This is a genomic window from Gemmobacter nanjingensis, from assembly GCF_014652195.1.
GTDB lineage: Bacteria > Pseudomonadota > Alphaproteobacteria > Rhodobacterales > Rhodobacteraceae > Gemmobacter > Gemmobacter caeni.
Window position 1 is genome coordinate 12,471 of record NZ_BMYI01000008.1, and the last position, 12,811, is coordinate 25,281.

General features: G+C 64.5%; 12 protein-coding genes. 5 read left to right on the forward strand and 7 right to left on the reverse strand.

The features are described from left to right. Positions 1-17 precede the first annotated feature (17 nt). The 6 genes from IE126_RS13545 to IE126_RS13570 all read right to left on the reverse strand — a co-directional run bounded on the left by IE126_RS13545 (position 18) and on the right by IE126_RS13570 (position 6,892). Positions 18-239 carry a formate dehydrogenase subunit delta gene (locus IE126_RS13545; protein ID WP_054303844.1) on the reverse strand — a complete coding sequence of 74 codons (222 nt, stop codon included), beginning with the start codon at positions 237-239 and terminating at the stop codon, positions 18-20. Next, entirely contained in the window at positions 229-1,041 is an 813-nt protein-coding gene (fdhD, locus tag IE126_RS13550; protein WP_407646034.1) for a formate dehydrogenase accessory sulfurtransferase FdhD, read from the reverse strand. Before fdhD ends, IE126_RS13545 begins: the two co-directional genes overlap by 11 nt. Continuing rightward, positions 1,038-3,917 (reverse strand): formate dehydrogenase subunit alpha, encoded by a 2,880-nt coding sequence (gene fdhF / locus IE126_RS13555; protein WP_054303846.1) that lies wholly within the window; start codon positions 3,915-3,917, stop codon positions 1,038-1,040. The genes fdhD and fdhF overlap by 4 nt, the downstream gene beginning before the upstream one ends. Then, positions 3,914-5,443: a formate dehydrogenase beta subunit gene (locus IE126_RS13560; protein WP_189381333.1), complete on the reverse strand. Its 1,530-nt coding sequence runs from the start codon at positions 5,441-5,443 to the stop codon at positions 3,914-3,916. The genes fdhF and IE126_RS13560 overlap by 4 nt, the downstream gene beginning before the upstream one ends. Continuing rightward, entirely contained in the window at positions 5,443-5,913 is a 471-nt protein-coding gene (locus IE126_RS13565; protein ID WP_119134778.1) for a formate dehydrogenase subunit gamma, read from the reverse strand. The genes IE126_RS13560 and IE126_RS13565 overlap by 1 nt, the downstream gene beginning before the upstream one ends. A gap of 82 nt (positions 5,914-5,995) precedes the next feature. Beyond that, positions 5,996-6,892: a LysR family transcriptional regulator gene (locus IE126_RS13570; RefSeq protein ID WP_054303849.1), complete on the reverse strand. Its 897-nt coding sequence runs from the start codon at positions 6,890-6,892 to the stop codon at positions 5,996-5,998. 129 nt (positions 6,893-7,021) lie between these two features. On the opposite strand from IE126_RS13570, the gene IE126_RS13575 reads away from it, so the two are divergent. The 5 genes from IE126_RS13575 to uvrC all read left to right on the forward strand — a co-directional run bounded on the left by IE126_RS13575 (position 7,022) and on the right by uvrC (position 11,895). Continuing rightward, positions 7,022-7,822: a S49 family peptidase gene (locus IE126_RS13575; protein ID WP_054303942.1), complete on the forward strand. Its 801-nt coding sequence runs from the start codon at positions 7,022-7,024 to the stop codon at positions 7,820-7,822. Continuing rightward, the gene (locus IE126_RS13580) at positions 7,794-7,997 is read left to right on the forward strand and encodes a hypothetical protein (protein ID WP_189381429.1); all 204 of its coding nucleotides are present in this window, start codon (positions 7,794-7,796) and stop codon (positions 7,995-7,997) included. Before IE126_RS13575 ends, IE126_RS13580 begins: the two co-directional genes overlap by 29 nt. 9 nt (positions 7,998-8,006) lie before the next feature. Next, positions 8,007-8,936 carry a calcium/sodium antiporter gene (locus tag IE126_RS13585; RefSeq protein WP_054303850.1) on the forward strand — a complete coding sequence of 310 codons (930 nt, stop codon included), beginning with the start codon at positions 8,007-8,009 and terminating at the stop codon, positions 8,934-8,936. Next, positions 8,936-9,712 carry an SDR family oxidoreductase gene (locus IE126_RS13590; protein WP_189381334.1) on the forward strand — a complete coding sequence of 259 codons (777 nt, stop codon included), beginning with the start codon at positions 8,936-8,938 and terminating at the stop codon, positions 9,710-9,712. The genes IE126_RS13585 and IE126_RS13590 overlap by 1 nt, the downstream gene beginning before the upstream one ends. Positions 9,713-10,023: 311 nt before the next feature. Further along, complete coding sequence (gene uvrC / locus IE126_RS13595; protein ID WP_268245815.1) at positions 10,024-11,895, forward strand: excinuclease ABC subunit UvrC; 1,872 nt, start codon at positions 10,024-10,026, stop codon at positions 11,893-11,895. A gap of 9 nt (positions 11,896-11,904) precedes the next feature. On the opposite strand, the gene IE126_RS13600 is transcribed toward uvrC, so the two are convergent. Beyond that, positions 11,905-12,798, reverse strand: coding sequence for a DMT family transporter (locus IE126_RS13600; RefSeq protein ID WP_054303853.1), 894 nt, complete (start codon positions 12,796-12,798; stop codon positions 11,905-11,907). Between the last annotated feature and the right edge of the window lie 13 nt (positions 12,799-12,811).

The following is a 12,811-nucleotide window of genomic DNA, read 5'->3' on the forward strand; positions in this document are numbered from 1 at the left end:
CGCTCCGCCTGAAAGGCTCAGGCGGCGGCGGGGCGCCGGATCTGCGTGGCGGCTTCCAGCACCAAAGGGCGGAAACCGTCACCACCGTTGTCCAGCAGTTCGAACAGCTGCCGCCGCATCCGGGGTTCCCAGAAATCGTTGATGTGATTGGCAAGGCCCGTCACCCCCTCGGCATGGGGCTTGCTTTCCATGAAGCGGGCGATCTGGTTGGCCATGGTGATCAGTTTGTCATGCGACATGGGCGGCCTCTTGCAGCGTGATGCGTTGCGGGTGGGTGAAACATTCAAAACCGTCGGGCCGGGCCAGCGCGACGAGGGTCAGGCCCGCTGCCTCGGCCATGGCCACGGCAGCAGCAGTCGGAGCCGAAACGGCGATCAGCAGTGGAAAGCCTGCGGCACAGGCTTTCTGCACCATATCGACCGAGGTGCGGCAGGTCAGGATCAGGGCACCCTGCCCCGCCGGCCGCCGGCCGGCCAGCGCGCCGATCAGCTTGTCCAGCGCATTGTGCCGTCCGACATCCTCGCGCGCGAGGACGATGCCGCCTTCCGCCCAGAAGGCCGCGCCATGGGCGGCGCGGGTGATGTCATGCAGCGGCTGATGCGCCTCGAGCGCGGCAATCGCTTCCATCACCTGTTCCGGCGTCATGGCGAAATCGTTGGCAGGCACCGGGCGAGGCACGCGAACCGCCTCTTCAAGGCTGTCGATGCCGCACAACCCGCAGCCCACCGGCCCGGCCATGGTCCGGCGCCGCTTTGCCTGCCGGTCCGCTGCCGCCTGCGTCAGCCAGATCTGCAAATTAATCCCGCGCGGGGTTTCCACCGGCTCGATGCTTTCGATCTCGTCGAGGCTGGCGATCCCTTCGGTCAGGGTGAAGCCACGGGCGAAATCTTCCAGATCGGCGGGCGTCGCCATCATGACGGCATGGGTCGATCCGTTATAGCTCAGCGCAACCGCCACCTCCGACGGCAGCTCACGGCTGCCGTCGCGCACCGCGCCCGCCCGGAAGGCAAGGCGCGGAAGGGGGCGGTGGCTGTGCATCACTCGGCCGCCGCGATCCGGCGGGCGAGCGTGGCCTGCGCCTGATACTCCTCCTGCCACTCGGACGGGCCGTTGGAGGGCATGATCTGCACCGCCGTCACCTTGTATTCCGGGCAGTTGGTCGCCCAGTCCGAGAAATCGGTGGTAACGACGTTCGCCTGCGTTTCCGGGTGGTGGAAGGTGGTATAGACCACGCCGGGCGACACGCGATCAGTGATCTCGGCCTTCAGCGTCGTCTCGCCCGAGCGGCTGGCCAGCCGCACCCAGTCACCGTCGCGGATGCCACGGGTCTCGGCGTCATGCGGGTGGATCTCCAGAATATCCTGATCGTGCCAGACGGTATTATGCGTGCGCCGGGTCTGGGCGCCCACGTTGTACTGGCTGAGGATACGGCCGGTGGTCAGCAGCAGCGGGAAGCGCGGGCCGGTCTTTTCATCCGTCGCCACATATTCGGTGCGGATGAACTTACCCTTGCCGCGCACGAAGCCGTCGATATGCATCAGCGGCGTACCTTCCGGCGCCTTCTCGTTGCACGGCCACTGAACCGAGCCCATCTCCTCCAGCTTGTCATAGGTCACACCCGCGAAGCTGGGCGTGGTCATGGCGATTTCTTCCATGATCTGCGACGGATGGGTGTAGGTCCAGCCAGCCCCCATGGCATTGGCGAACATCTGGGTCACTTCCCAGTCGGCATAGCCCTGTTTCGGCGCCATCACCTTGCGCACCATGTTGATGCGACGTTCGGCATTGGTGAAGGTGCCGTCTTTTTCGAGGAAGGACGAACCGGGGAAGAACACATGGGCGTAGTTCGCGGTTTCGTTCAGGAACAGGTCGTGGACGATCACGCATTCCATCGCCGCAAGACCCGCCGCCACATGCTTGGTGTCGGGGTCGGATTGCAGGATATCCTCGCCCTGGCAGTAGAGGCCCTTGAAGCTGCCATCCACCGCCGCATCCAGCATGTTCGGGATGCGCAGACCCGGCTCCGGGTCGATTTCCACGCCCCAGGCCTTTTCGAAGATCGCGCGCACTTCGGGCAGCTTCACATGGCGGTAGCCCGGCAGTTCATGCGGGAACGACCCCATGTCGCAGGAGCCCTGCACGTTGTTCTGGCCGCGCAGCGGGTTCACGCCCACACCGCGCCGACCGATATTGCCGGTCAGCATGGCGAGGTTGGCGATGCCGATGACGGTGGTCGAACCCTGGCTGTGTTCGGTCACGCCGAGGCCATAGTAGATCGCCGCATTGCCGCCGGTGGCATACAGCCGCGCGGCACCGCGCACTTCGGCCGCCGGAACCCCGGTCAGCAGTTCCACCGCCTCGGGCGAATGTTTCGGATCCGCGACGAACTCCATGTAATCCTGGAACTCATCCCAGTCGCAGCGGGTGCGGATGAACTCTTCATTGTAAAGCTTCTCGGTCACGATCACATGCGCCAGAGCGGTGACGATGGCGACGTTGGTGCCAGGCTTCAGCGCAAGGTGATGCGCCGCGCGGTAATGTGCGCCTTCCGCCATCTCGGTGCGGCGCGGATCGACGAGGATCAGCTTCGCCCCCTGCCGCAGCCGCTTTTTCAGGCGGCTGGCAAAGACCGGGTGGGCCGAGGCCGGGTTGGCGCCGATGACCAGCGCCACATCGCATTCCTCGACCGAGTCGAAGTCCTGCGTGCCAGCCGAGGTGCCATAGGTCTGGCCAAGGCCATAGCCGGTGGGCGAATGGCAGACGCGGGCGCAGGTGTCGGTGTTGTTGTTGCGGAACACCGCGCGGGTCAGTTTCTGCACGAGGAAGGTTTCCTCGTTGGTGCAGCGGCTGGAGGTGATCACGCCGACCGACTGGCGGCCGTATTTTTCCTGAATGGCCTTCATCCGGGTGGCGGCGAATTCCATCGCCTCCGCCCAGGACACTTCACGCCACGGATCGTTGATCGTGTCGCGGATCATCGGGTTCAGGATGCGGTCCTGGTGGGTGGCATAGCCATAGGCGAAGCGGCCCTTGACGCAGCTATGGCCGCGATTGGCCTTGCCGTGCTTGTAAGGCACCATGCGCACCAGCTCGTCGCCGCGCATTTCCGCCTTGAAGGAACAGCCGACACCGCAATAGGCGCAGGTCGTGATGATGCTGCGATCCGGGGTGCCGATGTCGATGACCGATTTCTCGGTCAGCGTCGCGGTCGGGCAGGCCTGCACGCAGGCGCCACAGCTCACGCAATCCGAGGACAGGAAGGTATCGTCCTTCAGACCGGCATGCACGCGGCTGTCCCAGCCCCGGCCCGAGATCGTCAGCGCGAAAGTGCCCTGCACTTCCTCACAGGCGCGGACACAGCGGTTGCAGACGATGCATTTGCTGGGGTCGTAGCTGAAATAGGGGTTGCTGTCGTCCTTCGGCAGCCATTGCGGATTGGCCTCGCCGCTGGTGTTCTTGGTGCGGAAATGGGTGTCCACCGCATCATAGCGCACATCGCGCAGGCCGACGGCGCCCGCCATGTCCTGCAATTCGCAATCGCCATTGGCGGCGCAGGTCAGGCAGTCCAGCGGGTGATCCGAGATGTAAAGCTCCATCACGCCACGGCGAAGCTGTTTCAGCTTGCCGGTCTGGGTATGGACCTTAATGCCCGCCGCCACCGGCGTGGTGCAGGACGCCGGGGTGCCGTTGCGGCCCTCGATCTCCACCAGACACAGGCGGCACGACCCGAAAGCGTCGATGCTGTCGGTCGCGCAGAGCTTGGGCACCGAAATGCCGATCTCGGCTGCGGCGCGCATGATCGACGTGCCTTCCGGCACCGTCACCTCAAACCCGTCGATCGACAGGGTCACCATGGTTTTCGATTTCGAGGCAGGCGTGCCGAAATCGCGGTCATCGGGGATGATGAAGTCTTTCATTCGGCGGCCTCCTTGTGGGTCGCGGTGAAATCATCGGGGAAATGGGTGAGAGCGGACATGACCGGATAGGGCGTGAAGCCGCCCAACGCGCACAGCGAGCCGGATTTCATCGTCTCGCACAGGTCGGTCAGCAACGGGATGCCCGAGGCATCGCCCCGGCCGATCCGGTCCAGCGTTTCCACGCCACGCACGGCGCCGATACGGCAGGGAGTGCATTTGCCGCAGCTTTCGATGGCGCAGAACTCCATCGCGAAACGCGCCATTTTCAGCATGTCCACCGTATCGTCGGCGATGGTCAGACCGGCATGGCCGATCAGGCCGCCCTTCGCCGCGAAATCCTCGTAGGTGAAGGGGGTGTCGAACAGTTCACGCGGGAACCATGCGCCCAGTGGGCCGCCGACCTGCACCGCCTTGACCGGGCGACCGCTGGCGGTGCCGCCACCGATGTCATCGACGATCTCGCCCAGCGACAGGCCGAAGGCAGTTTCGAACAGACCGCCGAACCTGACGTTCCCGGCGATTTGCAGCGCCATGGTGCCATGCGAACGGCCCATGCCGAAATTCTTGTAAAAGGCCGCGCCGCGATCCATGATCACCGGCACCGAGGCCAGCGAGATCACGTTGTTCACCACCGTCGGACGGGCCATGAAGCCCTCCAGCGCCGGCAGCGGCGGCTTGGCCCGCACCACGCCGCGCTTGCCTTCAAGGCTGTTCAGCAGGCTGGTTTCCTCGCCACAGACATAAGCACCCGCGCCGACACGCACTTCCATGTCAAAAGCCCGGCCGGAGCCAAGGACCGAGGTGCCCAGCACACCCCCCGCCCGCGCGACCTCAATCGCCTTCTGCATCTGTGATACGGCATCGGGATATTCGGACCGGGTGTAGACATACCCTTTGGTCGCGCCGACCGCGAGACCGGCAATCGCCATGCCCTCGATCAGGGTGAAGGGGTCGCCTTCCATCAGCATGCGGTCGGCAAACGTGGCGCTGTCACCCTCGTCGGCATTGCAGACGATGTATTTCTGCGGCGCTTGCGCGTCATGCACCGTCTTCCACTTGATGCCGGTCGGGAAACCGGCGCCGCCCCGGCCGCGCAGGCCCGAGTCGGTCACTTCCTGCACGATGGCCGCAGGCTCCATCGTGATGGCACGCCGCAGGCCCTTCAGGCCGTGGTGCAGTTCATAATCCTTCAGACTCAGCGGATCGACGACGCCAACGCGGGCAAAGGTCAGCCGGGTCTGCCGCTTCATCCACGGCAGTTCCTCGGTCAGGCCCAGCGCCTTGGGATGCGCCTCGATGTCACCGAACAGTGCAGCCACATCCGCCACCGACATCGGGCCAAACCCCATGCGGCCATATTCGGTGACCACCTCGACCAGCGGCTCCAGCCAGATCATGCCGCGCGAGCCGTTGCGGACAACCGTCACCTCGACACCGCGCGCGGCGGCCTCGGTCACGACGGCGCGCGCCACATCATCGGCGCCCAGCGCCTTGGCGGCTGCATCTCCGGGAACGTAAATCTTCATCAGCGCAGCTCCTCAGCCAGGGCATCGAGGCGCGCCTCGTCCAGACGACCCACCAGACGGCCATCGACCATCGCCGCCGGGGCGCAGGCACAGAGACCCAGACAGAATACAGGTTCCAGCGTCACGGCGCCATCTTTTGTGGTCTCATGCCATTCGATCCCGAAACGGCGCTGCGCATGTTCGGCCATCCGGTCGGCGCCCATCGACTGACATGCCTCGGCACGGCAGAGCTTCAACACGTGGCGCCCGGCCGGCTGTTCGCGGAAATCGTGATAGAAGCTCATGACGCCATGCACCTCGGCACGGCTGAGCGTCAGGTGCTGCGCAATCACCGGCAGCGCGGCCTGCGGCACATGGCCGAAACTTTCCTGAATGGCATGAAGGATCGGCAGCAGCGGCCCTTCCATTCCGTTATGTTCTGCGAGGATCTCGTTGACCCGCGACAGGACGGCGGATTCGTCAAGGGGCATAGCTGACCTCCGGTTGGCTTGACGCCAAAATCCGGCAAAACGATAGACGGATCAATCGTGAAATACCGTTGTTCGATAGATATTATCTATCAATCCTGCCGGTACCCATCCGCCGCGCACTGTCGATCAGCGCGGCGATCAGGGGCGTGGGCGGATCACGATGCGCCGCGATGAGGCCCACCAGATGCTCAGCCTCCGGCGCGACGATGGGAATGGCCTGCAACTGCCCCGACCGCGCAAACAGATCGGCCAGCTTCTTGGGCAGGACCGAGGCCCAGTTGCCGCTCATCACATGGGTCAGCAGCGTGATGGTCGAGTTCGATTCGATGGTCGGCGCCGCCGTCACCCCGGCCTCGGCCAGATGCAGGTTGACGATGCGCCGGTTCTGCATGTCCGAGGTCAGCAGGCACAGCGGCAGACCGGCAAGCTCGGCCCAGGTCACGCGGTCGCGGCCCGCCAGTTCGGTGCCGGGCGCGCAGAGCAGACGGTAGAACTCGGAATACAGCGGCACCTGGGTCACACGGCCCAGCGGCTCATTATCCAGATAGGTGATACCCGCATCCAGATCGAGCCGCTCGATCCCGGTCAGGATCTCAACACTGGTGCGGGAAAGGATGGTAACGCGCACATTCGGATGCCGTTTGGTGAAAGGCGTCGTCAGATCAGCGACCATCGACAGCGCGGTCGGAATGACCCCGATGCGCAGATTGCCCGCCAGACCGGACCGGACCGACCGCATCTCCTCGCGCAGCGCCCGTGCGTCACCCACGATCCGCCGCGCGCGGTCCAGCACCCGCTGGCCCTCGGGCGTCAACCCCTGAAAGCGCGAGCCGCGATAGACAAGCTGCACCCCCAGATGATCCTCAAGCTGCTTGATGGCCGAGGAAAGCGTCGGCTGCGTCACACCGCAGACCTCGGCCGCGCGACCAAAATGGCCCTCGTTGGCCAGAGCGATGAACATTTCCAGCTTGTCGATCATGCCGACTTGTTGCCGAACCGACGGGCCGGGCGCAAATCTTTTCCAAAAGATTTGCAAATTTCTTGCAGAAGAAATTTGCCCGCGCGCGGAAGCCTTGCCGCATCGGACCGGGCCGCCTACATGCGGGACATGATGTTGCGCTTGCCCTTCACCCAGAAACCGCCGGTCGTTCCGGTAATCCGCCTGCAAGGCGCCATTGGCGCGGGCAGCCGGTTCTCGCCCGGCCTCTCCGATGCCACGCTGGCGCCGCTGATCGAGCGCGCCTTTCGCCTGAAGCCCGCTGCCGTGGCGCTGGCCATCAATTCGCCCGGCGGATCGGCGGTACAATCGAGCCTGATCGCCGCCCGCATCCGGCGGCTGGCTGCCGAAAAGGGTGTGCATGTCCACGCCTTCGTCGAGGATGTGGCGGCTTCGGGCGGCTACTGGCTGGCCTGCGCGGCGGATGAGATCTGGGTGGATGACAGCTCCATCCTCGGTTCCATCGGCGTGATCTTCGCGGGTTTCGGCTTTCCCGACTTCCTGTCCCGCCACGGGATCGAGCGGCGCGTTGTCACCGCCGGCACTTCGAAATCGCTGGCCGATCCGTTCCAGCCCTCGAAGCCCGAGGATGTGGCGCGGCTCCGCGCCCTGCAAGAGCCGATCCATCAGGCTTTCATCACCCATGTGAAGGCGCGGCGCGGTCCCCGGCTCGCCGGGGGCGCCGATCTGTTCAACGCCGATGTCTGGGTCGGGCAGCAGGCGGTCGATCTGGGGCTGGCCGATGGCGTGGCGCATCTGGTGCCGAAGATGAAGGCGCTTTACGGCGACAAGGTGCGGCTTGTGCCGCTGGGCCAGAAACGCGGGTTGATTTCGCGGCTGACCGGCCGCGCCGCCGCCGCCGCGCTGGCCGAGGTGGAGGACCGTGCCGCTTTCGCCCGGTTCGGGCTCTGACATGCTGGTAAAGGTCGTCACCCTCTTCCTGCTCGGCATGGCCGCCATGGCCATGGTGTTCAAGCATCTCAACAGCCGCAAACGACAGACAAAAACCGGAACCTGCCCGCGCTGCGGCAGGCACAGGATTGGCAATGGCCCCTGCCCCTGCGGCGCGGCGCAGAAAAAGGTGTAAACTTTGGGAATGGATCTGCTTTATGTGGCCGGCGGGCTGGTGCTTCTGGTGCTGGGCGGCGACGGGCTGGTGAAAGGCGCGGTGGCGCTGGCCTTGCGGCTGGGGATTCCGGCGCTGATCGTCGGCCTGACCGTGGTCGCCTTCGGCACCTCCGCCCCCGAACTGCTGGTGTCCGTTCAGGCGGCCCTGAAAGGCCAGGCGGGGATCGCGCTTGGCAATGTGGTCGGGTCGAACATCGCCAATATCCTGCTGATCCTCGGCCTTCCCGCCCTGATCGCCACCATCCACACCAGCAAGATCGACACGCGGCGCGGCTATCTGGTGATGCTCGGCACGGCGGTGCTGTTCGTCATCCTCAGCCAGTTCGGCCCGATCACCTGGTGGCACGGGCTGATCCTGCTGACCGCTCTGGCCCTGTCGATCTGGGATAACATCCGTCAGGCCCGCGCACATCGCGATGCTCAGCCCGATGACCTGCCGGCCGGGGATCACATGCCGGTCTGGAAAATCGCCGCCTTCATCCTTGGCGGGCTGATCGGGCTGGGCTTCGGCGCTTCCTTCCTTGTGGAGGGCGCCACCAATATCGCCCGCGCACTGGGAGTTTCCGAAACCGTCATCGGGCTGACCCTTGTCGCCATCGGCACGTCACTGCCCGAGCTGGTGACAAGTGTGATGGCCGCGTTCCGGGGGCAGGCAGATGTGGCCATCGGCAATGTGATCGGGTCCAACACTTTCAACATTCTGGCCATTCTGGGCATCACCGCCGTGATCGCACCGATGGAGGTGCCCGCCCAGCTTCTGAGCTTCGACAACTGGGTGATGCTGGGCGTTTCGCTGCTGCTGGTGCCTTTCGTATTCTTCAGGCTGGATATCGGTAAGCTGGCCGGGGTCGGGCTGGCGGGCGGCTATATCGCCTACACCCTTGCGCTGGTGTCCTGATGCGGGCGCTGGTCACGGGGGCAGGCAAGCGGCTGGGTCAGGCCATGGCGCTGTATCTGGCCGGGCGCGGCTATGATGTTGCGGTGCATTACGCGGGCAGCGCCGATGGCGCGGCCGAGACGGTGCAGCGGATCGAGGCCATGGGCCGCCGCGCCATGGCCCTGCAAGCCGATCTGCTGGATGAAGCCCAGACCGAAACTGTGGTCGGCCGCGCGGTGAAGGGCCTGGGCGGGCCTTTGACCATATTGGTCAACAATGCCTCGATCTTCGAATATGACACGTTGGCCAGCGCCAGCCGCATAAGCTGGGACCGGCATCTGGAAAGCAACCTGCGCGCGCCGTTCGTTCTGACGCAGCAGTTTGCCGCGCAGGCGCCCGACGCCGCGCTGGACCCCGCCGGGGAGCCGCTGGCCACCGGCCTCATCGTCAACATGATCGACCAGCGCGTCCGCAAGCTGACCCCGGAGTTCATGAGCTATACGCTGGCGAAATCCGCGCTCTGGACGCTGACCCAGACTGCCGCACAGGCGCTTGCCCCACGCATCCGGGTCAATGCCATCGGCCCCGGCCCGACCATGCAGGGCGCGCGGCAGAGCCTTGACCACTTCACCCGGCAACGGGCCAACACGGTGCTAGGGCGCGGCTCCAACCCCGCTGACATCACCGCAGCGCTGGGTTTTCTGCTGGATGCGCCTGCGGTCACGGGGCAGTTGATCTGCGTCGACGGGGGTCAGCATCTGGGCTGGAAAACCCCCGATATTCTGGGGGTTGAGTGACCTAACGGCAGGTCGCTGCGGCGACTTGTCCACTTTTCACAATCCGTTTACACGCGCGTCAAGAAAACCCTGATTTATCAGTTATTTGCCAAGCGTTTAATTTTAAATCCAGCAATATCAAATGGTTAAAATATCGCCTATTTTTTAAGCAACTCAAGGAACCCGCCTGAATACAAGGGAAAATCGCGGGTCGGGGGATTTTCTCCGCAAAGTTATCCACAGAAACTGGGGACAGCTTTCCCCTTGCCCTCAGGTCGCTATCATTGCAGCGAGGGACCGGGAATCGGCATATCCGAAAGATGGGGTTTTCCGTGCATGACGACAGGCAAACCGCGCCGGTGAAAACCGGGCATGAGGTCATTCAGGACCAACTGAAAACGCTCGACGGCTCGCCCGGCGTCTACCGGATGCTGAACGCCCAGAACGAGGTTCTGTATGTCGGCAAGGCCCGCAACCTGCGGGCGCGGGTGTCGAACTATGCGCGGCCCTCCGGGCATTCGGGACGGATCGCGCGGATGATTTCGGAAACCGCCTCGATGATGTTCCTGACCACGCGGACCGAGGTCGAGGCGCTGCTGCTGGAACAGAACCTCATCAAGCAGCTGAAGCCGCGCTACAATGTGCTGATGCGGGATGACAAGTCATTTCCGAACATTCTGATCCCGACCGACCACCCGTTCCCGATGATCCGCAAGCATCGCGGCAAACGCAGTGACAAGGGCCGCTATTTCGGCCCGTTCGCCAGCGCGGGCGCGGTGAACCGCACGCTGAACCAGTTGCAGCGCGTATTCCTGCTGCGCACCTGCTCGGATGTAATGTTCTCGGGCCGGACCCGACCCTGCCTGCTTTACCAGATCAAACGCTGTGCAGGCCCCTGTGTGGGGCGGATCAGCGAGGCGGATTATGCCGCGCTGATCGACGATGCGACGCGGTTTCTGGATGGCAAATCCACCACGGTTCAGGCCGATCTGGCCAAGGCCATGGCCGAAGCATCGGAAGCGATGGAATTCGAGCGCGCCGCGGCGCTGCGCGACCGCATCAAGGCACTGACCGCCGTGCAGTCGACACAAGGCATCAACCCGCGCGGCGTGGCCGAGGCGGATGTGGTCGCCCTGCACCTTGAGGGCGGGCAAGCCTGCGTTCAGGTGTTCTTCATCCGGGGGAACCAAAGCTGGGGCAACAAGGATTTCTACCCGAAAACCGGCGCGGGCGCCGAAGAGCCGGAAATTCTGGAGGCCTTCCTCAGCCAGTTCTACGACGACAAGGAGCCGCCGCGGCTGATCCTGCTCAGCCATGCGGTCGAAAACCCCGATCTGGTGACGCAACTTCTGTCAGATCGTGCGGGCCGCAAGGTGGAACTCGCAGTGCCGCTGCGGGGGGAAAAGGCAGAACTGGTGGAAAACGCCCATCGCAACGCCCGCGAAAGTCTGGCCCGGCGCATGGCGGAAAGCACGACGCAGAACCGGCTCTTGCAAGGGTTGGCCGAGGCGTTTGACCTTGAGGCCCCGCCGAAGCGGATCGAGGTCTACGACAACTCGCATATCCAGGGCGCCCATGCGGTCGGCGGCATGATCGTGGCCGGGCCCGAGGGTTTCCTGAAAAGCCAGTATCGCAAGTTCAACATCAAGGGCGAAGCAGGCGCGCAGGGCGACGATTTCGGCATGATGAAAGAGGTGCTGACCCGCCGCTTCGAACGCCTTCTGAAGGAAGACCCCGAGCGCAAGACCGACGCCTGGCCCGACCTTCTGCTGATCGACGGCGGCGCGGGGCAGGTTTCGGCGGTGGCCGAGATCATGGCCGAACTGGGCATCGACGACCTGCCCTTCATCGGCGTCGCCAAGGGCATCGACCGTGACCACGGCAAGGAGGAGTTCCACCGCCCCGGCGAGCAACCCTTTGCCCTGCGAATGAATGACCCGGTGCTGTATTTCATCCAGCGCCTGCGCGACGAGGCGCACCGCTGGGCCATCGGTGCCCACCGGGCCAAACGCGCCAAGGCCACCACCTCGACCCCGCTGGACGAGGTGCCGGGCGTCGGCGCCACCCGCAAACGCGCGCTTCTGGCGCATTTTGGCAGCGCCAAAGCCGTGACCCGCGCGGCGGTAGAGGATCTGACCGCCGTGCCCGGCATTTCGGAGGCCCTCGCACAGCAGATCCACGACTTCTTTCACGAAAAGGGCTGAGCGGCGTGCTCAGCCCGCCTGTTTTGACACCGCCCGCGCCCGCAACAGGGTGAACAGCGCCGCCGCGATCACCAGCGCCGCACCGACCACCACATTACGCCGCAACTCCTCGTCAAACACGGTCAGGCCCAGAATCGCGATGAACACCAGTTGCAGCAGGGCAAAGGGCTGGATATCGCTGGCCTCGGCCACCTCATAGGCCTTGATCATCATGAAATGCGCCCCTGCCCCGGTCAGGCAGAGAAGGCCCATCCATCCCCAGTCCGCCGGAGCCATCGGCTGCCAGAACCAGAGGCCCAGCGGCGTGATCAGCACGGCCGCCACGATGCCTGTCCACAGGAAGCTGGTGCCCGCGCTGTCGCCCCGCGCCACATAGCGTGTCAGGAGCCCGTAAAGCGCGAACATGAAGGCAGAGAGCAGCGGCACCAGCGCCCAGGGGCTGAACACCGCCACGCCGGGCTCCAGAATGATCAGCACGCCGATGAACCCCACCCCGATCGCCGTCCAGCGGCGCCAGCCGACGCTTTCACCCAGAATCGGACCTGACAATGCTGCCACCAGCAGTGGATAGCAGACAAAAACCGCATGGGTGGCGATCAGCCCCAGCTTGATGAAGGCGACGACCATGATGCAGACCTCGGCCACCAGCAGCGTGCCCCGCAGCGCCTGAAGCCACGGGTGGCGCGACCGCAACTGCCCGCCGATACCGCCGGGCCACCGCGAGGACAGCGCCAGCGCGAAGGCCGCGAAGAACCAGAAGCGGATCATCACCACCATCCAGACGTTGTATTGCCCGGCCAGATGGGTGGAAATCCCGTCCTGAAGCGCAAAGACGAACGAGGTGGCCGACATCAGCAGGATGCCAAGCCGGGTATTTTGATGCGCGCGATAGGCGGCGGCCATCGGATGATCCTTT